The following is a 19,964-nucleotide window of genomic DNA, read 5'->3' as shown; positions in this document are numbered from 1 at the left end:
AGGACCAGAATTTGATTCGGTTTATTGTAGATAGCTAGAAAGTAGTTTGAACCAGGAACCTCTACTGGCTCATAGGAATCCCCTGACCGTTCATAATCATTTTATAGATACCCGTGCCCAAAAATATGACAGCAATTAATAGTAACTTTAGTTTCATAGATTCCCCCTAATTTTTGATCTCATCAGCATTCAATCGAGCATCGAAAATGTAATGTGCATAGGTGTCACAATTGGAATCGGCATCCGATGCACCACAGACGTTTGTCACATATCCCGACACAGGTAATTGATCATTTGTAATTTCAATAACACCGGTTTCATCAACAGCGAATTTTCCGTTTTCTTTCACCCCGTACATTGTTCTGCTTGAGTCATGACTTCTAAGCGTGAAATAGGAAGTATCCCCGGGCATCATCTGCTCAAAATCCGCCTGATCCAGTAATTCCATAACGTACGATACGGTCAATGGATTGGAGCGCATCGGTAGCTGTTTCGCTTCATCAATTGAATTTCCTTTTGCCTGTCGATCAATAGGATTTTTTCGCCATCCTGAACCATGCATACTGTCCATAGTTTGTAATTGACCTCCAACGTTTTCCCACCTCTCTGTCACAACAATTTTGCCATATAAAATTCATCAACATATTTTCCATTCACGAGCATCGAATCGCGTTTCGTCCCTTCCACCTCAAACCCCATTTTTTTATACAATGCGATTCCTGCTTCGTTATGGGCCATGACAGTAAGCTCGAGCCTATGGATATTATTTTCTCGTGCCCAGCTGTTGAGCTTTTCGAAAAGCTGCGTTCCATAGCCTTGACCAGTGGCCTCTTGGAGGATCCCGATGACAAGATACACTCTATTCTGGATCCTTCTCGGTTTGTTTCCGAAAGCACCGAGAAATCCGACAAGCCTATTTTCTTTTTCGATGACCCAAACCGCAGTTCGCGGATCCTCGATATACTGTTTGACACTCTTTTTCCTGTATTCCAAATCCATGTCTCGCTCGCCAGGTTCAAACATCATGAACTCCGTTTCACTATCCAATTGTTGCTGCAAAATCAAAAACACTTCCGCATCTGTTTCTTCTATCAATCTTATGTTCATCGCTATTCTCCCCTACTGGTTCTTTTGAAAAAGTCCTGTCCATAGGAACGGTACTCCGAATGTATCGGCCGGTTGTTGGATATCCTTCATTTTACGGAAATCAAGCACACCGAAATCCCGGAAAACCTCTTTCAGCTTTTCTTCTGTATAGCCGAGACCGCCTTTCATACTTTGTTGTCGGTAGACTTCCCAATCCGAAATCTCTGCACCCATATCTCCTGCCGAAAAACAAGTGATCGCAAATTTACCGCCAGGCTTCAGAGCTTTCCGGATAAGCTGAAGAAAACTGATCCGGCGGTGCGGTGGGACATGATGGAAGCAACCGGAATCATAAATGATGTCGTATGTCCCTTTTTCAACTTCAAAATCGTAGAGGCTGCCTTCTATAAAATAAATTTCTGCCTGTTTTTTCACAGCGCGCTCTTTAGCCCACTGGAGGGCGGTTTCAGAAAGATCGATCGCGTCTACCTGGCATCCATTCTCTGCAAAATAGATTGCATTACGTCCTGGCCCGCACCCCAGCTCAAGAACTCGCCCAGATTCGAGGAGGCCTTTTTCAAAATACTCCACCAAATTTTCATCCGGTACATCCAGAAAGAATGGAATCCCTTTCTCCCTATCTTCGTAAAAGGAATCCCAAAATTGTGCTTCATCTCTCAACATCGAATCAAGCATTCTCATGATATCTTCAGTCGAATTGATCGTTTCTTTCATCATTTGGTCACTCCACTCTCTTTTTCTTAACACCCTCTATATTCTGTAAAAACGCACCATAATCCTAGCGGAATTTGATCTTTTAGAGAATCAAATAGGGGCAGACGGAAAATTTTTCGGAATTGTACCAAATTGAGATCAATTGCATTACTTTAAAACTCAAAAAGGAAAAGGATGGACTCGCCATCCTTCTCATCTCAACACCTTGTACATCAACTTATGCGGTCCGATCGGCTCGATATCGAATACCTCACCGATTGCTTGAAGGCCCATCTTTTCGTAATATCCGCTCACTGTCGTCCGGGCGTTACACCACCAAACATCTGCATCGCGTCTACTCAACTCTTTTTCTGCAAACTCAATCAATGATCGTCCAGCTTGTTTGTTCCGAAACGCTTCTAATGTTGCCATCCCTCTCAACCGGTAGTGATTTCCGCCCTTAATCAGGGAATGGTTTTCCTTATAAAAGGAAGCGATGCTGATCAAATTCTCGCCAGAAAAAGCCCCTAAATGGAATGCCTCATCTGTAAAATCATCTTCATACTTACATTCTTCAGGACGTAAGATCTTCTGCCTCAACTCGTATGTATCTTCAGGATTAATCAATTGTATTTTTAACATGACGGTTCACCTCAGTAAAATTTTAACATAAATCCCTAAAGAAAACTTGGCAAAGCCAAGCCTTAGGCGTAGGCTGAGTCATAGTTGAACTTATACTAAAGAAAGTATTTTATAGTTTCTTTAAGTGCAAAAGAAAACCGTACAAGTTTTACCTTTGCACGGTATTAAATCTATTCTTTTGCTATGCCACTTGTCGGACATGTTTTCCTCTTATAATAGCGATAAACTAAAAATCCGATGATCGCTATACCAACGAAAATGAAAACATACATCTGGAATTCATCAAGAAATCCTTTCACTGATTTCAGATTGCCCGTACTCCCTAACCACAGCATCACCACAGTCCATGGAAGGATTCCAATTAAAGTGAGGACCGCAAACTTCCAAAGCTTCACTTTACTAACGCCGGCAACATAAGAGATATAATTACCTAATCCGATCGGCCTGGTGAATGCGATGCTCCATATCCCGCATTTTTTGAACCAATGCTGAGCTTTCTCGATTTTTCGCGCATTCGTTTTCTCTTTCAATTTATCTTCAAGTTTATATCCGATTCCATAAGGTATGAAACTGAACAAGGTATAAACACCACTTGCGAGCAAGGCATAGGCCAACACCTCCGAAACCGATAAATTCAGGAAGTATCCAAACGTCAGAGTGACGAGTCCTCCTGGAAATGGTATGGATGATGCTTCTAGTGCCAAACTCGCTAGCAATCCCCATATACCAAAATCTTTTATAAGGTCGACGACAAACTCAAACATATAATCACCTTCTCAAATCGGACATTTTGTTGAAACATAGTATTCTTCTCTTCCACTTTTTAAGTTGATTTAAAACATTTGGCGATGAGCTTAAAGAGGTAATATTTGTTAGTTGTTGAAACCTATATTATAGAAATAAGAAAAAATGGGGGACTTTATGAAAACGATCCTATGGTTCATCGGTGCTTTCCTGCTTCTTTCAGGGGTTGTGCTGTATTTCTTTCATGATAAGATGGATTATCTTCCCACTTTTGATTCAAAGCCTGACTTAGAAGAAGTGAATACGGCTTATGAAGTGGATGTAGAAGTGTATCCGGACGAGAAAACGGCAAAAGCGAACATGAAAATATTTACGAAAAACGATACAGGAAAGAAGCAAGATAAGATCTATTTCCAATTGCTCGCTAATAAATTCAGTGACCTCGACAAACTTACTAGTGATGCCTGGCGTGATTTCCTGGGGCCTCATCCCGAACCAGGCGGATTAGGTTTTACAAAGATCACTGTAGATGGCGCTGTTACCGATTATAAAGTTAATGATACGATGCTAGAGATTCCATTAGACGATTGGGAAGAAAACGAAACAATTGAATTGACGATGGAATTTGATATTACTGTTCCGTTCAATGATGGAACCTTCTCTTATACAGAAGACAACATCTTTTTTGCAAATTGGCTTCCAACAAGGGCAGTGTACGAGGAAGACCGTTGGTACATGAACGAATTTCAACCGATCGGGGACCCAGGGTACTATGAGCTGGCGGATTATTTTGTCAATGTCACGGTTCCGAAAGAATATCACATTGCAAGCACAGGTATTGAGAAATCTGAACCAATCGAATATGAAACAAAGAAAACGTATGAATTCGATGCTGAAAAGGTCCGGGAGTTTGCAATGTGTGTGATGAATCCTGAATATAAGTTCAAAAGCGAAGAGGTGGATGGGATCACGATCAGAAGCTGGTACACACCTGACTCTGAGGAAGACTTTGGCATCTATCATTCAGCTGCAAAAGGGGCTTTTGAGCATTTCAACCAGGCATTCGGAGAATATCCTTATGATGAATTTGATATGGTACCAGGACCGAGAACGTTCACAGGTATGGAATACCCTGGTATGACGGTCGTCAACAGCAATCATTACAATACAGGTGATAGTTATTTTATCTCGACCATCGTTCATGAAATCGCCCATCAATGGTGGTATGCCGTTGTTGGGAACCATCCTATCGAGGAACCTTGGCTGGATGAAAGCTTGACGAACTACTCGACACTGCAGTTTTTAACAGAGCATTATCCTGATTTGGCTTCTTACCATGCTGGGCGGTATCTTCAAATAACAGAACAACTTCCCGAACTTGCCAAAGATGGCCAATCGATTTCTACGCCGACATCTGGATTCCCGAATGATGAACTTTATGCAGCACTCGTTTACGGAGTTGGTCCGCAAATGTTTTACAAACTTGAAGAGGAGATCGGGGTCAAGAAAATGAATGAAGCGCTCTCCCATTACTACGAAAAAAACGAATTCGAATTCGCAACAAAGGATGATTTGCTCGATTCCTTCAGAAAAGTTGTCGGTCCTGAAACGGAAGCTTACTTCAATCAGTGGCTCAACAACAATCCAGTTGAATTTGGGGAGGTAAAATGAGGCTGGAATTTGGAAATTGACGATATAATTTGAATTTGCACCGATAAAATTCAAATTTGCTACGATATCCACAAATCATTATATCGGTAATAAATTACGAGAAAAATCCTTAAAACTTAGACGATGCGTATTCTGTGAAAATGTCATCTCGCATTAATAGAAATTAAATAAGCAGTTCACAATCTTTTCTTAAAATAGTAACGGCCAAAGGAGGCTATATCTATTTTTAAGAGGAGAGGATTACATTGGATTTCGAAAAATGGTCTAATGATTTAAAATCTAAGAAAATGAATCGGAAAAGTTTTCTTGAAACTACCGGCAAGTTAGCTGTGGCAACCATGGCAAGCCTTTCTATTCCATCTATTTTAGTAAAACCTGAAGATGTTGATGCAGCCCCAACATTCACAAAAAATCCATTTAACCTTGGTGTTGCCTCAGGTGACCCGATTCCAGACAGTGTTGTGTTATGGACAAGACTTGCCCCAAATCCACTTGCTGAGGATGGGAACGGTGGAATGGGAAAAAATTACGTTCCAGTTAGATGGGAAATAGCCGGAGATGAAAATTTTAATAATATTGTTCAAAGTGGATCTGAAGTTACAGGACCTGAACTTGGACATTCTATTCATGTAGAGGTATTTGGACTAAAACCAGGGACAGAGTACTATTATCGATTTAAAGTGGGTAAAGAGATCAGTCCGGTTGGTAAAACAAAGACAGCCCCTAAGGATGATGCCAATGTAGATAGTCTATCGTTTGCTATTGCCTCTTGTCAGGCATGGGCAGGTGGGCGGTATGCCGCTTATAACAACATGATAGATGAGGACCTTGATTTCGTCCTCCATCTCGGTGATTACATATATGAAAAAGGTGATACAGAAACACTTACTGATTACCGACTCCTTCATGCGAAATATAAAACATCACCAGATTTGCAAGCTGCACATGCAAAATTTCCATTCATCGTTACATTTGATGACCATGAAATAGATAATGACTGGTCTAATGATATTTCTGAACCAAATTATCCAGAGGGTGAACGGGAGCGGTTCCTTGCCGTACGTGCTGCAGGTTTTCAAGCCTATTATGAACACATGCCATTAAGACGCAGATCAAAGCCGAACGGTCCCGATATGCTTCTTTATCGTAAGTTCACCTTTGGCAATTTAGCAGAATTCAGTGTTTTAGACACTCGGCAATATCGAGATAATCAAGTAGGAAGTGGATTCCCAGCCGGGCCGCTTGATCCTGAAGCGTCTAATCCCAACCGAACGATCATGGGTTCTGAGCAAGAGAAATGGCTGATAAATAATCTGACCCATTCACAAGCAAAATGGAATATCATAGCCCAACAAACCATGATGGCTCAATACGATTATGATACAGGAGAAGGGATTAGTGTCAATCATGACCAATGGGATGGATATACCGCTGATCGAGACTTCCTTTTCAATTTCATAAAGGAGCGTAATCCGTCTAATCCAATTGTAGTTAGTGGTGATTGGCACTCAAGCTGGGTAAATGATTTAAAGGAAGATTTCAACAACCCTAAATCGGCGACATTGGGGACCGAGTTCGTCGGGACATCCATCAGTTCTGGTTGTGGATGGAAGGATAAGATAGAAGCAGCACGTTTAGTAAATCCCCATGTTAAATTTTTTGATGGAGATTACCGTGGATACGTACGCTTCAAAGTGACGCATCAATCATGGCAGTCAGATTATCGAGTCGTGTCTTCTGCAAATAATCCTGATGCTGTTGCAGTTACTCTTGCTTCATTCATAGTGAATAATGGAAAGCCCGGAGCTCAGCGAGTTGGAGGAATTGATATCACCGGCATTGAGGCAAGTACGATGTTCGCTGGACAATCAAACCCTGTTTCAATAACTCTAAGCAATGGTACGACAAATAAGGTCAAAGTAAATGTAAACATTCCAGTTCCTAAAGGATGGAAGAGTGAAAACGTAGAGACGGTCCTTGAACCAAAATCCTCTTCTACGGTTGATTTGATCGTAACACCCCCTGATTCAGTACCAGCAACTGAAAGGTTGAAGGTTGAGGTGAAGACAGAGTCCAGTGATATACCCGTGTTTGGCCCGCCGCGAGATGTCCAAGTGGTCTCAGCGCCATCCGGTGACAAAGCTCTGCTTGCATTGGACGGAGGGGGCTCGTCGACTCCAATCCTTTCTACCTACGAAAGATTGACTCCTGAAGATACATGGGAGACCACAAAGGGTTATGGATGGGTTGGACCTGCACCATTCTCCAGAGATAGAGGTACACCAGATGCGTTACAGAGGGATCTGATCGCATCACGGGAAGAACAAAACACTTTTAGATTATCCGTTCCAGCTGGAATTCATAAAGTTTATTTCCTTACGGGTGATTCAGTGTATGGATCGCCAAATACGATTATCCATTCAAATGATACGTTATTAGCCGACACAGGTGGTGAGTTGGCACCTAGTGAATTCAAGTGGCTTAGCTTTGATCTTGACGGAGGGACTGAAGGAAAAGAATTCGACCTTGAACTCACCAGTGAACTTGGAGATGGTGCGTGGCGTCTGGTTGCTCTTGTAATGATGCCATAACAAGAATATAATTGATTTTTAAATGAAGAACCATTTAGAAAAACAATAAACACATGTAGTTTCGTTTCTGAAACCACATGTGTTTTTATGTTAACCATACATTAAACTCTATAACAGGCATTTCATATCTACATTATTTCACTTCTTGCGGTACAGACAATCCAAGGCCTTTTGCGACCCTTTCACCGTATTCTGGATCTGCCTTATAGAAATGTTGAATTTGTCTGAGTTTGATGTCATCTGATTCAACACCGGACATCGCACCGACGATATTTTTAACAAGTCGTTCGCGTTCGTCTCCATCCATCAAGCGGTAAAGATCTCCTGCTTGTGTGTAGTGGTCATCATGGTCATATGGCACACTTTCAGCCACACCGGATACAGGATATGCTGCCTGTTTGTTTTCAGGAGATTCACTTGGTCCACCCTGGCTATTCGGTTCATAATAGACAGAACCTCCGCCATTATCATCGAAACGCATTTGACCATCACGTTGATGGTTTTTCACTTCGTTTCGCGGCCTGTTGATCGGAAGCGTATTGTGATTTGCCCCAACTCTGTAACGGTGTGCATCAGAGTAAGCGAACAACCGCCCTTGAAGCATTTTATCAGGAGAAACATCGATGCCTGGCACGAGTGTCCCTGGTGAGAAGGTCGCTTGTTCCACCTCTGCAAAATAGTTCTCAGGATTTTTGTTCAATACCATTTTTCCGACTTCGATCATTGGATAATCCTTTTGTGACCAAACCTTCGTCACGTCGAACGGATCCCAGCGGTACGTATCCGCATCCTCAAGCGGCATGATCTGGACATAGAGCTTCCACTCTGGATAATCTCCATTCTCAATCGCATTGAAAAGATCTTCTGTATGGTAATCAGGATTTTCCCCGGCAATCTTCGTACCAACTTCTTCTGTCAGGTTCTTGATGCCTTGCTGTGTCTTGAAGTGATATTTCACCCAAACGCCGTCTCCATCTGTATTGACCCATTTGAATGTGTGGCTACCGAATCCGTGCATGTGACGGTAGGTTGCCGGAATACCACGGTCAGACATCAAGATCGTGACCTGGTGTAAGGATTCTGGGGACAATGACCAGAAATCCCAAACCGCGTTCGGGTTCTTCAAGTGCGTCTTTGGATGACGCTTTTGTGTATGGATGAAATCCGGAAACTTGATTGCATCCCGTATGAAAAAGACCGGTGTGTTGTTTCCCACGAGATCATAGTTTCCATCTTCTGTGTAAAATTTAACCGCGAATCCACGAGGATCACGTACAGAATCTGCAGAACCGTTTTCGCCGGCAACTGTAGAAAAACGTACGAATAGTGGTGTCTTCTTCCCTACTTCAGATAAGAAATCTGCTTTCGTGTATTTACTCACATCATTCGTTACTTCGAAATATCCATGCGCGCCTGCACCTTTAGCGTGTACGACACGTTCTGGAACACGTTCACGGTTGAAGTGAGCTAATTTTTCAAGGAGGTGTACATCCTGGATCAACGTCGGCCCACGGGAACCAGCAGTGATCGAGTTCTGGTTGTCCCCTACCGGCGCACCCCAGCTTGTCGTCAAATGATTCTTGTTCTTACCCATTCTTTCATCACCTCATATATTAATAGTGTACAAAACCAATGATATCACTTATCAAATAAAAATCAATACTTTTTTATAATAATTATAAAGTAATATACGATATAAAGAAACTCGGTGAAACCAAGCCTTTTACTCTTACATAGAAGATAGATTTTCATACTTTTTTAAAATGTATCTCTGTTTCTTCATTGTCTGGTTCCCCGTTGCGGGGTACCGCGTGGCTGCTCATCCCGTAGAAGGTCGCGGATTTCACTTAAAGATATTTGCTATTAAAAATCAACAAAATTCTACAGCGCTTAAATCTAAAAAATGAGGCTGATATTTAAATCAACCCCCTTGACTTGTCTCAATGATATATATGCAGTTCAGATTAGAAGATTTCTCTTTTATAGGATATTTTAAGATTAAGTCTTCGTTGTTATCGAACCATTAAGTAGGAATCCGACGAGATCAGGAACTCTTTTTTGGAAGGAAAGGTAGTTATGCTCTCCTCCTTCAATAATTTTAAATATAATATTCGGCACTTTATTTTCAAGGATATAATTGACCCTCAAATTCGAATCCATGAACCCTGCATTGATTTTCTCATCTTTTGTTTCGGCTGTACCACAATCCAGATAGATTCCTTCATTTTTAGAGAAGTTTGTGGTTTTCAATAATGTTTCCATTTCCTCCTGATTGCGCCAAAATCCAGATGACAGGCCTGCTATTTTTGAAAAGATGATTGGATAACGACAGGCGGCATACGTGGATATTAGACCTCCTAAGGAAATCCCAGCCATTGAAGTATGGTCAACCAGCGTCCTGTATTTTTTATCAATCAGCGGTTTAAGCTCGTCAACTATGAACCCAACATATTCTTTTCCTCTTCCGCCAATGTCTTTTTCGTCACCAAAATACGTTTTACAGTACTCTCCGTTTTTCCAAGGGCAATACTGATTGACCCGCTCTTCAAATGTATCCGGGGCATCGATCCCTACTATTATCAGTCCAATATCGTTTTCGTCGAGATAGTGTTCGAGCTCTAATGATTTGCCGCCCACGGCATCTTCATCCCGAAAAACATTTTTCCCATCATGCATATAAACGACAGGATATTGTTGATCCGAATGTTCATAGGATTGGGGCAAGTAAACCCTGATTAGCCTTTCTTGAGTGAATGACCCCTCCTTAACACCCTTTCGGGATGTTTGAAGAAGGGGCTTCCTGTTTCGCAGACCGTTGCGTAGAGGGGTTTCCCACTACGTCTTACATAATCTCCACAGGCGTAGATTATACTGTTCGGACACAACCTTGCCCTACAGTTCGTATGATTCAGTTTGTTACAAGTAATTCTTCTAATGCTTTTTGTAGGATGTTTCGTGCTGCGTTTTGGTCTCTATCCAACACTGTTCCGCATTTTGTACAAATATGAGTTCGAATAGAAAGTGACTTCTTTACACGATTCCCACAATAGGAACAGTCTTGAGAAGTGTATTTTGGTTCCACTTTTTTCAGTAGTCCTCCATGCTTTTCGCATTTATACAAAAGCATGTTTCGGAACATTCCCCAACCTGCATCCGAAATGGATTTAGATAACTTTCTATTTCTGACCATGCCGCAGATATTTAGATTTTCTACAGCGACAACAGAATAATCTTTTGACAGGTTGTAACTTAGCTTGTGAAGAAAATCTCTGCGCTGGTTTGCGACTTTCTCGTGTAAAGAACGAACCTTTTGTACTTGTTTGATGTAGTTGAGAGAGCCTTTTTTCTTCTTAGAAAGAGTACGCTGTGCCTTCTTTAGTTGTTTCTCTTTCTTACGAAGAAATCTTGGGTTTTTAATCTCTAACCCATTAGAAAGGACCGCATACTTATTAAGTCCAACGTCAATTCCTATTGCACGATTCGTATCAATAGAAGGTGGTAATGCTTGTCTTTCGACACAAAAAATCGCATACCATTTCTTTCCTTGACGTTTGATAATAAGTTGTTTAATTGTTCCTCCTAATGGTCTATGAAGCAAGATATCTATTTCACCTAGCTTTTTATTGTATATCTTACCATTATCAGAAAAGGACATAGCATAACGATGTATTCCATTTGGTTTGAAACCGAATTGAGGGAAAGTCATACTATTATAATCTTTATACTTTTTCTGTTTTGGATATTTTGCATCTTTACGAAAGAAGCTTTCAAACGCTTTTTGTAGACGCACAAAGACTTCCTGTAAAGGCTGGGAAGGTACTTCTTTTAGAAAAGGATATATCTTTTTATCTAGTGTTTGTTGGTTTTGCATATCATAACGACTGTAATTTTCTTTGTTTTGTTTATATTTCCGTTCTTTATCTAAAAGAGCAGAATTATAGGTTTGACGACAATATTGTAACCAACGTTCCAGTATTTCTTTTTGTTCTTCTGTTGGATAGATTTCATATTATTGATTTAGCAACATTGTCACCACCTCCAATGGTTTATGTGGATAATTATACCAAGAAGAGATGATGGGAACAAGTGTTTCGGTTTGAACCTACCGAAATTCATCCCCTCCCTATCCTTGGGCTACGCCCTTCACAGGCTTGAGGAAGGGGAATTCTTTCGGAATTTGTTAAAACGGCGTGAATATACTGGATATCGGCGTGATTAATTTTTAACGAATCGAACTTCTACTTTTCGTTATATCCTTTGTGCATCTGTTTTAATCCAAATCCGATGATGATGGCACCAACATTGCCGATCATCCAGATCCCAAAGGGCTGACTCATCAATTTTGCAGTCCAGGTCTGTTGTGAACTTCCCGAGCTTCCGGCATGCATGGCGAACTTGAATGCTTTCAAAGAAAGACCTGCATAAATGACGCCACTAATACGATAACCGAGGCGTACGCAATTCCTTCGCACCTGTCCCTTTATTTTCGGGATCCATGAATGTTTGGATAAGGCGCCAACAGACATATCCGATGAGCCCGAAGCCGACAATCCAGAGCAATACTTCGCCAAACGGCTTACTGGCAACAGAAGAAAAAGCTCCACTCGAATCAGACGTGCTTCCCCCAATATCAGCAGCTGCCATTATAGAAAGGAGTCCGATTAATATGTACACCGATCCTTTTGCAAAGTAACCAAAACGTGCAAATCCTTTGATCCAAGGTTTCACGTCATTACTTGTATCTATTCCCCTTGTTTTGACTTTTGCTCGAACTGTGTCCATCATCCTAAAAAGCTCCCTTCTTATTCCATTTTCTACAAACTACCCTTCAGGAATCAAAAGAAAACTTTATGGGAAAATTTTATCAATTACTAATTCGAACGATGTATTTTCTGTCAACATAATGACAATCAGGATAATGAGGGATTACAAATTGGCTTGTACACTCGGAAAGGAGATATCCCTGTTAACTAGGACCATCCAGGATTCAGGATATAGGACAGCCCTATTTACAGGTTTACCCTGGTCCTTAATTAGAGGATCCTTTAAATAATGAGAATATTGTATCCACTTTTGGGCGAATAGTATCTATTGAATTCTTCACTTGTCCGAATGTAGTAATCATTTTCTCAATATCAAAGGTACCATCTTGGGTCTTAAAATAATCTATCAATATATTTGAAGTCCCAGTTTTTTGTGGATACTTTTGGAGTTGATCATGTTGTTCCTCATTATAATCAGCTGGTTCGCCAAACATGTAGTCAAATGGATTATATCCCTCTTCTTTATAATTTGTGTTTCTTTCGCTCAATTTCCTTGCCTCCTTTTCCGTTATACTCAGATTAAGCAATATCATCTCTTAGTAAAGAATACAGTAATACATCATTAAAATTCCCATTTTGAAAATGTGATTGCCGGAGAACACCCTCCAGTTGGAAATCATAATTATTGACGACTTGAATTGCAGCTTTATTCTCTGGGCGGATCCTCGCAATTATACGGTTTAGTCCCATGTTATTAAAACCAAAAGCTACAAGACTATCTATTAACTCAGAACCGTACCCTTTGTTCATATATCTACTAAAAAAAGCTGCGCCAATTTCAGCCTGAAAAGACGATTGATCCCAATTCCGAAACCCTGCTAGACCAATGAATTCTCGAGTTTTTTTTAAGGTCACTGCCCAGTTCAGATTCTTAAAACAAGTTGGTTGGGTTTTCTGATATCGGATAAAGTTTTCCGCTTCCTTTAAATTTTTCAGTATCTTGCCTTCGTTAAATTCCATAACACATTTATCGGTGAATAAAGCAAAAACGTTTTCTTTATCCAACATGTCCAAGTTTCTTAAATTAAAGTTTCGTGTGGTTAATACAGAACTATTTTCTTGCATGAAAAATACTCCAAATCAGAATAAAATCTATACAGATAAAACAACTGCTATAGTAGGTATGATTTATATCAACCTATATATGGGGATTATTCTGTATAGAGATTATCTTTTTTTATTATATAGATATGAATAGTGTTATTACCAAATACCGAACGGTCTGAAAAATGCAATCCTACCTAGTCCAACCCCAACTAATCCTCCTAGGAACCCACCTGCAAAACCTCCTGCAAATGAAGGACCGAAAAAGAATAACCCGTGGTCACAGGAATCATCTTGTCCACATCCATGATCTAAAGATTCAAGGTATACATTATCGGCATCAACATGATCAATATATCCGTGGTACACCTCCCCGTCATGGCATTTGATTTCAACTGCTTCACCTATATGACATTTACAGAGATGATAATAATGTTCTACTGACATTTAATTTCCCTCCTTATTTTCAAAATCATGAAATAGAATGATAAATTTTCAAAAAAAGCACAATTTATCCTTGTAAATACTATCTCTTTTTCATACTATGATTTTGAATATATATTGATTGGGGAGACGTAGTAGTTAAACACACAATTATTGTACGTAATGAAATGATAGATTTATTATTTTTAGGTAGGTATGTAGAGGAACTATTTTTTGCTCCATGTTTCATTAATGTTAGATTAACGTTTTCCTTCTTATCTTTCCTTATCATAAATCGGAAAAAAGCGGCTGAGTCATCACTCGCCGCTGAAAAAGCTTCTGGGTACTGTACAGTGCCTTTAGTTCCTTCAAGTGAACCTGGTACCAATTCATTCACCATGAATGCCGCATCCGGAACTTCAAACGGTGGACGGATTCCTTTTGTACTGGCACGTACAAAACCGAACCTTGGATAAAACTCTGGGTGTCCAAGCACAACGACCGAACGATAACCTGCCGCTTCACATCGTTCAAGCCCTACCCGTACCAGAGCAGATCCCACACCTTTGTTTTGACAGTCTGGTTTTACTGCCATAGGAGCCAGCGCGAGTACTGATTCTTCTCCATCCTTTGTTTCAATAGAAATCAGGCTGAACAAGATATGCCCGATCACATCTCCATCACCGGTTTTCGCTACTAAGGACAGCTCTGGAATGAACGAATCGGATTTCCGGATCGCTTCGATCAATCGGGTTTCATTTTCCTGTCCGAAAGCCTGGTCATTCACTTCTTTAATCTTTTGGATGTCTTCAACTACTTCTCCCCTGATTTTGTACAACCCGAACTCCCCCTTATGGTCTTATTGTTGAAGTGCTTTGATATCCTGGATCACTTTCTGGTCGTCCTCATCTGAACGATCGGTCCCGCTATATCGTGTTACAACAGTACCGCTTTGGTCGACAAGATAAAAGGAGGTACCATGTGATACTTGATCTGAAGCTGATGTTTTTTGGACAGCGGCTTTAAAGCTTTCTTCGGCAAACGCTTCGATTTCTCCTTGTCCATACCCCGTGAGGAAATGCCAATTGGAAAAATCAGCGTGATGTTTTTTACCGAATTGCTTCAACTTTTCAGGGGTATCAACTTCAGGGTCCACACTGAAGGAAACGATCTCTACGTCTTCAAGTCCTGCTTTTTCAATATTCTTTTGAAGACTTGCCATACTATTCGTCATCGGCGGGCAGACTGTCTTGCAGCTCGTGAAGATAAAATCAGCAATCCACACTTTACCTTTTAAATCTTCCAGACTGACGGTTTTACCGTCCTGATCCGTATAGTTGAATGATTGGACCTCGAAGTCGAAATCATCCGGTTTGTCCAGCTTTTCTTCTCCGCAAGCCGTCAAAATGACAAAGGAAATGATTGCGATCACTAAACTTATTTTTTTCATTTAGACCCACTCCTTCCCTAATTGCTTACAATCACTTTTTTAGTCGGCATCGTATGCATGTCCCGCGCTGTTACATGGGACTGGATGATATACTCCCCCTCTTCTTCAAATGTATGTTCAACCGAATAGACGCCGTCTCCCTCATTCTGCGCTTCCATCAGGGTACTTTCTTTTTTTGAACCGTCTTTCCATATTTCAAACTCGACTTCATCCGCGTCATCTACTTTTTCATTACCTTGCGTAACGATAGCCTCAAAATGACCTACTTCATCTTTGCGAAGGGTATCTGGCCCTTGCAGATCGACTTTCAAAGCTTCAACTGAAATGTCTTTTTTTTCTGCATGATCCGAATGCTCCTCCTGATCACTACAAGCTGTTACAGTAAGAATCAATACCATTAAAAGAACCAACCATTTCAATTTATTCATAAGTCCTATCCCTTTCCTTGCTTCATTTTTAAAAGGTTATCTCCATTGTTAACGACTTCACTTCCATTCTAAACTCTGGACGTTATGACATGTGTGAAGGTTTTTTGAAGACACGGAACCCCAATCATAGATTCATGTTGATCATGTTAGTAATTTTGAGCAGAAAGACAAAAGAGGTTTCTCCTTACCACACCAGAACTGCAGAGCTTTTCTTGAAAATACAAGACTATTAACTGCATGAAACGTACTCCATAGAATTGGATAGTTAGTGGAAGATTACTCTTGAATAGAGAGTTTTTCTACTAGTAATTCATCCACCATGTCTATTTTCGATTCCTATTTCTATGATTGTACATTCCATTGATTTATACTGCTCAAGACAAAATTCTATTGTAAAACAGTATAATCAGCTTCTTTCACTATTTATTTTTTTAATAGATTTATATGTTTGTCCATTTCAAATGATAGAAAAACTCATATATATGATACTAAAGGTTTAACAATATAATTTTTTATCCTTTTGAAGGGAGGCTACATTATGAATCAAGAAGGACTTGAAAGACTATGCCAGGAATTTGCTAGGATTCTTGGAGGGGAAGGAAGTTTAGATGAAAATGATGTTTGTCTTGTACAAAAATTCCGTAACCTTCGATTTACAATTCTTGGGCGCCCCACTCAATCCCCACTAGTCGTTCCTCAATTCTTTACTTTTGAAGGCTTAGATAGAAGAGGGAACGCATTGAACTTAGGAGAAACCGTTCTTTTACAGAAAGAAGTTAACCCCCTCTTAACAGAGCTTCGGGAAAGAGATATCATCGTCACTGCAATTCATAACCATTGGTTGTTTGAAGAACCTAGAGCAATGTATATGCATTTCGAATCAGTTGAACCACCACTACAATTTGCAAGAAAGGTCAGAGAAGCATTTAGAGTTTTAGAAAATAACAGCAGCCGTAAGAAAACACACAAACGTAATAATGTTTTAGATGATTGGTTCTGGTAAACGTTATGTTAATAGATGCATATGCCCATATTTCAAAAAAACCGAAAAAGATACCTTAGGCAAATACGAGAAGTATCTGAAACATGTGTAAAGGTATTTTCTTACTATTGAAAAATAAAAAGGAATGGCGTACTCAATGATCATATAAATACGCTTTCCTTTTTATTATTTCGGAACGTATAATTCCATAAGAGCCCCCAAAGAACACTATGTTATTATCTTTTTGGAATGATAAACTTCCATGAAGCTTGAGAGAATAAGAAGTAAGAAACTACATAAGGATATATTCATGACGTTTTAATAGTATGTGGTCTTTTCAATCTATAGATGGTTTTCTTTTCAAACATTCTACAACCGTTCACTTGAAAGATACGCTTCATAGGTATATTTCTATGCCCTGTTGCTCCGATGTAATACGTGGCTCCTATACTTTTGAGATATTGTAAGGAACGTTTGTGGAGTGTTATCCCCCAATTATTACCTCGATATTCAGGAATTAATCCAAAATAAAATAGTCTGCCCTCCTCAATGGTACCTGGTTCGATGTGTGGTATTGTGATCCCGATCGGATCATTATCATGATAAGCGATTAAACAATTTTTCATATAATCAGAACCCAGTTCAGTTTTCATTCCTTCAAACTCCATTTCAATTGAAAGTGACGAAGGAGCGTTCAGGGATCCCATTACGACTTCTTGCCACATCTTCTTAAATAAATCAGTGGTTGTTTGTCCTATGGATTTTATTTCAATAGATGTTTCCTGTTCGGTTGTCTTTAAAGAATCCAGGTCTCGTTTGTAAAAAAATTGTATGTCTTGTTTCAAAAAGTCGTAATCACACAGTAAATGAAGATAATCATTGTTCGATGCTTCTTTTTCGTTTAAAACGATTTTTACTGATTGGATATCCTTCATTTTGACATATTCGTCTATGTCCTGTAGAAGTTTTTCAAAGTGGTGAATGGAGGATACCTGCCCGATATCCTCTATCACAAAATAATTTGGCACTCCGTCAAGGATTTTAGCTCCATAACCTTTAAACATTCTTTAGCTCCTCCATTATGAGATGTATAATTTTTGACCGTTCGCCCTTGGATTAGAATGACTTCAGTACATTGTTTATCTTTTCATTAAGTTTTTGGATATCTACATATGGGATAGGTTTGTCGTCAAGTTCATATTTTCTTTTCAGTATTCGTTTTACGCTGCGGTCGATCCGTTCTTCGGATATATCACCATTTTTGACCGCAGTTTCGATTGCTTCATGAACAGCCACGACTTTGTCGTAATCATGTGCGACCATGATGATGTCATTTCCAGCTTGGGATGCATCCGGCAGGTTAAACCCAGTCTCGATGGCGTCCATCGTCATATCATCTGTCATGATCACACCATCAAATTTGAGACCATCCCTAAGAATGTTTGTGACGATCTCTTCAGATAAAGATGATGGGTATTGGGGATCAAGTTGCGGTAACAATATATGGCCCACCATCACAACATCGGCATCTTCTTGGATAGCATCAAAAAAATGTTTTAGTTCAAATGATCATCCATGCTTTTATCGACTATGGGAAGTTCTAAATGCGAATCTACATCAGTGTCTCCATGCCCAGGAAAATGCTTGATCACAGTTTTCTGATTGAATCCCTATCATCGTTTGGATCCCGAACCTGCTTACAATCGATGGTTCAGCGCCAAAAGATCGATCTCCGATGATTGGATTATCCGGATTGCTGTTTATATCCAATACGGGTGCAAAGTTTACATTGAAGCCGAAGGACTTAACCTCATCGGCTAAAATTTTACCGATTTCATATGAAAGTTCAGGATATCCTGTTCTCCAATTTCTTTGCCTGTCGGTATATTTTCCAAATTCCCTGGCAAGCGGGAAATCCTTCCTCCCTCTTGGTCGATAACTAACAATACAGGTATTGGATTAAGAACATTCAATTCTTTAATGGTGTTTAGCAATTCTACCGTTTGTTGAGGAGTCGTCATGTTTTCCTGGTAAAATATGAATCCTCCAATCTTGTAATGTTGCACAAGATCTTTGATTTCGCCATTATAACTCGTGCCTGTGAATCCAGCTACTATCATCTGGCCGATTTTTTCATCCAGCGTCATCTCATGTAAAAGTTCATCTACCGGTTTGGTTCATTTTCAACGGTGGTGTCGTATTTTATCTGTTGTAACTCTGGGAGATATGATCTGACGTCGAAAATGATTCCCTCGGTTCCGTAACCAAAAGATAAATTTTGATTAGGGTACGCCAAATATGTTCCTTGAGTGATCGTTTCTTGTTCATCCGGAGATCCAAATTTATCCTCCACTACATTTACATGTGTTTCTCCAGCTTTGATATCACTGTTCGTCACTTTACCTTCCTTTGCATTCGAAATAATTTCCTGTAAAAGCTCGGTACCTGATGTTTTATGATAGTCAGATCGATCGTCGGATGGATCCTGTTTATCATCCGGTGATATCAAAAATATTACGCCTCCAATGAAGATCAACCCAAGAAGAAAAATCCCTTTCCAAAAAATCCTTCCCCCCCCTAATCAGCCTATGTTGAATGAGAGCATTTAGTTAGACGATCCATAATTTGAAAACGTTACACCCAATATCCTTATTATTGAAAAAAACCTTAGAACACCTAAGGTTAGTTTGCATTACCGTAAAAGTCAGTACTTTATCGATGTAGAGGAATAAGTAAAGGCATAAATTCCGAAATGTTACATCTTTAATGCCGAATCCCCCTCTTCCCCCATGGTTTGAAGACGGATAGGAAAAACATTGTGAGCAGGAAAATGATTTGCAGGACGATCCCAACAAATAGGGAAGTTTGGTTGACGATGAATTCCGGAACCTGAGTAGCCTCAGATTCGACCATCGTCAACCCATTCAATGACCATATATAAATGCCGACCATACCAATCCCGATACAAAAGATGGTCAACACTTCTTTTGCAATGATCCAATAATAGCGAAGGAATCCCCATTGGGTTAAGACTGATAATAAAATTCCAGTAACAACTGTACCGATAGTGGACGCCCTGATCGATGTCTTGCTTAATAAGTTCATAGTCCTATAGGAAGTCATCAATACCTGATGATCATTTGAAGCTGCGGCTGCAATGTTTAAAATCAGGAAAACAACTGTCGAACCTAACATGATACCAGAGAATAATAGATGAAAGGTAAGTAATATCCTTTTTGACTTCAAATTTATTTTCTTCACGATGATCTAACCTCCCTAAGCTATCGTGGAGAATACAAAAACTAATACAAAAAAACAAACGAGGGAATAGGTAATGATGATCACTTTCTTAAATTGTCTCTCTGT

At 39.9% G+C, this 19,964-nt stretch carries 22 protein-coding genes and 2 pseudogenes; 3 read left to right on the top strand and 21 right to left on the bottom strand.

What is annotated here, in order from left to right; all coding sequences use genetic code 11:
* Nucleotides 1-166 precede the first annotated feature (166 nt).
* The 5 genes from ACJROX_RS09200 to ACJROX_RS09180 form a co-directional block, all read right to left on the bottom strand.
* The gene (locus ACJROX_RS09200) at nucleotides 167-613 is read right to left on the bottom strand and encodes a hypothetical protein (RefSeq protein WP_408010454.1); all 447 of its coding nucleotides are present in this window, start codon (nucleotides 611-613) and stop codon (nucleotides 167-169) included.
* A complete protein-coding gene (locus tag ACJROX_RS09195; protein ID WP_408010453.1) occupies nucleotides 610-1,107 on the bottom strand; it encodes an N-acetyltransferase family protein in 498 nt (165 codons plus the stop codon). Before ACJROX_RS09195 ends, ACJROX_RS09200 begins: the two co-directional genes overlap by 4 nt.
* Before the next feature lie 12 nt (nucleotides 1,108-1,119).
* Nucleotides 1,120-1,821, bottom strand: a complete 702-nt coding sequence (locus ACJROX_RS09190; protein WP_408011617.1) for a class I SAM-dependent methyltransferase — start codon at nucleotides 1,819-1,821, stop codon at nucleotides 1,120-1,122.
* Nucleotides 1,822-2,013: 192 nt separating this feature from the next.
* Nucleotides 2,014-2,442, bottom strand: a complete 429-nt coding sequence (locus ACJROX_RS09185) for a GNAT family N-acetyltransferase (protein WP_408010452.1) — start codon at nucleotides 2,440-2,442, stop codon at nucleotides 2,014-2,016.
* Between the two features lie 170 nt (nucleotides 2,443-2,612).
* Complete coding sequence (locus ACJROX_RS09180; RefSeq protein ID WP_408010451.1) at nucleotides 2,613-3,206, bottom strand: DedA family protein; 594 nt, start codon at nucleotides 3,204-3,206, stop codon at nucleotides 2,613-2,615.
* Between the two features lie 157 nt (nucleotides 3,207-3,363).
* Here ACJROX_RS09180 and ACJROX_RS09175 point away from each other — a divergent pair, with 157 nt between their 5' ends.
* Nucleotides 3,364-4,857: a M1 family metallopeptidase gene (locus tag ACJROX_RS09175; RefSeq protein ID WP_408010450.1), complete on the top strand. Its 1,494-nt coding sequence runs from the start codon at nucleotides 3,364-3,366 to the stop codon at nucleotides 4,855-4,857.
* Nucleotides 4,858-5,102: 245 nt separating this feature from the next.
* A complete protein-coding gene (locus ACJROX_RS09170) occupies nucleotides 5,103-7,448 on the top strand; it encodes an alkaline phosphatase D family protein (protein WP_408010449.1) in 2,346 nt (781 codons plus the stop codon).
* A gap of 133 nt (nucleotides 7,449-7,581) precedes the next feature.
* Here ACJROX_RS09170 and katA read toward each other — a convergent pair whose 3' ends face one another.
* From katA to ACJROX_RS09115, 11 genes are all read right to left on the bottom strand, one after another.
* Nucleotides 7,582-9,042: a catalase KatA gene (katA, locus tag ACJROX_RS09165; protein ID WP_408010448.1), complete on the bottom strand. Its 1,461-nt coding sequence runs from the start codon at nucleotides 9,040-9,042 to the stop codon at nucleotides 7,582-7,584.
* Nucleotides 9,043-9,446: 404 nt separating this feature from the next.
* The gene (locus ACJROX_RS09160; RefSeq protein WP_408011616.1) at nucleotides 9,447-10,259 is read right to left on the bottom strand and encodes an alpha/beta hydrolase; all 813 of its coding nucleotides are present in this window, start codon (nucleotides 10,257-10,259) and stop codon (nucleotides 9,447-9,449) included.
* Nucleotides 10,260-10,356: 97 nt separating this feature from the next.
* Nucleotides 10,357-11,451: an RNA-guided endonuclease InsQ/TnpB family protein gene (locus tag ACJROX_RS09155; protein ID WP_408011615.1), complete on the bottom strand. Its 1,095-nt coding sequence runs from the start codon at nucleotides 11,449-11,451 to the stop codon at nucleotides 10,357-10,359.
* Nucleotides 11,452-11,686: 235 nt separating this feature from the next.
* Nucleotides 11,687-11,857: a DUF1206 domain-containing protein gene (locus tag ACJROX_RS09150; RefSeq protein ID WP_408010447.1), complete on the bottom strand. Its 171-nt coding sequence runs from the start codon at nucleotides 11,855-11,857 to the stop codon at nucleotides 11,687-11,689.
* 25 nt (nucleotides 11,858-11,882) lie between these two features.
* Nucleotides 11,883-12,233, bottom strand: a complete 351-nt coding sequence (locus ACJROX_RS09145; RefSeq protein ID WP_408010446.1) for a DUF1206 domain-containing protein — start codon at nucleotides 12,231-12,233, stop codon at nucleotides 11,883-11,885.
* Nucleotides 12,234-12,477: 244 nt separating this feature from the next.
* Entirely contained in the window at nucleotides 12,478-12,759 is a 282-nt protein-coding gene (locus tag ACJROX_RS09140; RefSeq protein WP_408010444.1) for a YppG family protein, read from the bottom strand.
* A 31-nt stretch (nucleotides 12,760-12,790) separates the two neighbouring features.
* Nucleotides 12,791-13,336, bottom strand: a complete 546-nt coding sequence (locus ACJROX_RS09135; protein WP_408010443.1) for a GNAT family N-acetyltransferase — start codon at nucleotides 13,334-13,336, stop codon at nucleotides 12,791-12,793.
* Between the two features lie 138 nt (nucleotides 13,337-13,474).
* Nucleotides 13,475-13,762 carry a hypothetical protein gene (locus tag ACJROX_RS09130; RefSeq protein ID WP_408010442.1) on the bottom strand — a complete coding sequence of 96 codons (288 nt, stop codon included), beginning with the start codon at nucleotides 13,760-13,762 and terminating at the stop codon, nucleotides 13,475-13,477.
* A 79-nt stretch (nucleotides 13,763-13,841) separates the two neighbouring features.
* Nucleotides 13,842-14,576, bottom strand: coding sequence for a GNAT family N-acetyltransferase (locus ACJROX_RS09125; protein ID WP_408010441.1), 735 nt, complete (start codon nucleotides 14,574-14,576; stop codon nucleotides 13,842-13,844).
* A gap of 21 nt (nucleotides 14,577-14,597) precedes the next feature.
* A complete protein-coding gene (locus tag ACJROX_RS09120; protein ID WP_408010440.1) occupies nucleotides 14,598-15,188 on the bottom strand; it encodes an SCO family protein in 591 nt (196 codons plus the stop codon).
* A gap of 17 nt (nucleotides 15,189-15,205) precedes the next feature.
* Entirely contained in the window at nucleotides 15,206-15,616 is a 411-nt protein-coding gene (locus tag ACJROX_RS09115) for a FixH family protein (RefSeq protein ID WP_408010439.1), read from the bottom strand.
* Between the two features lie 538 nt (nucleotides 15,617-16,154).
* On the opposite strand from ACJROX_RS09115, the gene ACJROX_RS09110 reads away from it, so the two are divergent.
* Nucleotides 16,155-16,619 (top strand): DUF1259 domain-containing protein, encoded by a 465-nt coding sequence (locus ACJROX_RS09110; RefSeq protein ID WP_408010438.1) that lies wholly within the window; start codon nucleotides 16,155-16,157, stop codon nucleotides 16,617-16,619.
* A gap of 287 nt (nucleotides 16,620-16,906) precedes the next feature.
* Here ACJROX_RS09110 and ACJROX_RS09105 read toward each other — a convergent pair whose 3' ends face one another.
* The 5 genes and pseudogenes from ACJROX_RS09105 to ACJROX_RS09085 all read right to left on the bottom strand — a co-directional run bounded on the left by ACJROX_RS09105 (nucleotide 16,907) and on the right by ACJROX_RS09085 (nucleotide 19,859).
* On the bottom strand, nucleotides 16,907-17,662 hold the full coding sequence (locus tag ACJROX_RS09105; protein ID WP_408010437.1) for a hypothetical protein: 756 nt from the start codon (nucleotides 17,660-17,662) through the stop codon (nucleotides 16,907-16,909).
* Between the two features lie 52 nt (nucleotides 17,663-17,714).
* Nucleotides 17,715-18,149: pseudogene (locus tag ACJROX_RS09100) on the bottom strand (glycoside hydrolase family 3 N-terminal domain-containing protein); the annotation flags it as partial.
* A 5-nt stretch (nucleotides 18,150-18,154) separates the two neighbouring features.
* Nucleotides 18,155-18,745, bottom strand: a pseudogene (locus tag ACJROX_RS09095) (glycoside hydrolase family 3 N-terminal domain-containing protein).
* 17 nt (nucleotides 18,746-18,762) lie between these two features.
* Nucleotides 18,763-19,107 carry a DUF4309 domain-containing protein gene (locus ACJROX_RS09090; protein WP_408010435.1) on the bottom strand — a complete coding sequence of 115 codons (345 nt, stop codon included), beginning with the start codon at nucleotides 19,105-19,107 and terminating at the stop codon, nucleotides 18,763-18,765.
* Between the two features lie 254 nt (nucleotides 19,108-19,361).
* On the bottom strand, nucleotides 19,362-19,859 hold the full coding sequence (locus ACJROX_RS09085; protein ID WP_408010434.1) for a hypothetical protein: 498 nt from the start codon (nucleotides 19,857-19,859) through the stop codon (nucleotides 19,362-19,364).
* Nucleotides 19,860-19,964 lie beyond the last annotated feature (105 nt).

It is taken from the genome of Pseudalkalibacillus sp. A8, assembly GCF_045920555.1.
Taxonomy (GTDB): Bacteria; Bacillota; Bacilli; order Bacillales; family Fictibacillaceae; genus Pseudalkalibacillus.
Note: the sequence above shows the minus strand (reverse complement) of the source record. Positions and strands in the feature narration are given on the sequence as shown.

Coding starts and splice junctions, on each gene's coding strand:
- ACJROX_RS09195 (WP_408010453.1), bottom strand. CDS start 1,107: ATGAACATAAGATTGATAGAAGAAACAGATGCGGAAGTGTTTTTGATT.
- ACJROX_RS09190 (WP_408011617.1), bottom strand. CDS start 1,821: ATGAAAGAAACGATCAATTCGACTGAAGATATCATGAGAATGCTTGAT.
- ACJROX_RS09185 (WP_408010452.1), bottom strand. CDS start 2,442: ATGTTAAAAATACAATTGATTAATCCTGAAGATACATACGAGTTGAGG.
- ACJROX_RS09180 (WP_408010451.1), bottom strand. CDS start 3,206: ATGTTTGAGTTTGTCGTCGACCTTATAAAAGATTTTGGTATATGGGGA.
- ACJROX_RS09175 (WP_408010450.1), top strand. CDS start 3,364: ATGAAAACGATCCTATGGTTCATCGGTGCTTTCCTGCTTCTTTCAGGG.
- katA (WP_408010448.1), bottom strand. CDS start 9,042: ATGGGTAAGAACAAGAATCATTTGACGACAAGCTGGGGTGCGCCGGTA.
- ACJROX_RS09145 (WP_408010446.1), bottom strand. CDS start 12,233: ATGATGGACACAGTTCGAGCAAAAGTCAAAACAAGGGGAATAGATACA.
- ACJROX_RS09135 (WP_408010443.1), bottom strand. CDS start 13,336: ATGCAAGAAAATAGTTCTGTATTAACCACACGAAACTTTAATTTAAGA.
- ACJROX_RS09130 (WP_408010442.1), bottom strand. CDS start 13,762: ATGTCAGTAGAACATTATTATCATCTCTGTAAATGTCATATAGGTGAA.
- ACJROX_RS09120 (WP_408010440.1), bottom strand. CDS start 15,188: ATGAAAAAAATAAGTTTAGTGATCGCAATCATTTCCTTTGTCATTTTG.
- ACJROX_RS09115 (WP_408010439.1), bottom strand. CDS start 15,616: ATGAATAAATTGAAATGGTTGGTTCTTTTAATGGTATTGATTCTTACT.
- ACJROX_RS09110 (WP_408010438.1), top strand. CDS start 16,155: ATGAATCAAGAAGGACTTGAAAGACTATGCCAGGAATTTGCTAGGATT.
- ACJROX_RS09105 (WP_408010437.1), bottom strand. CDS start 17,662: ATGTTTAAAGGTTATGGAGCTAAAATCCTTGACGGAGTGCCAAATTAT.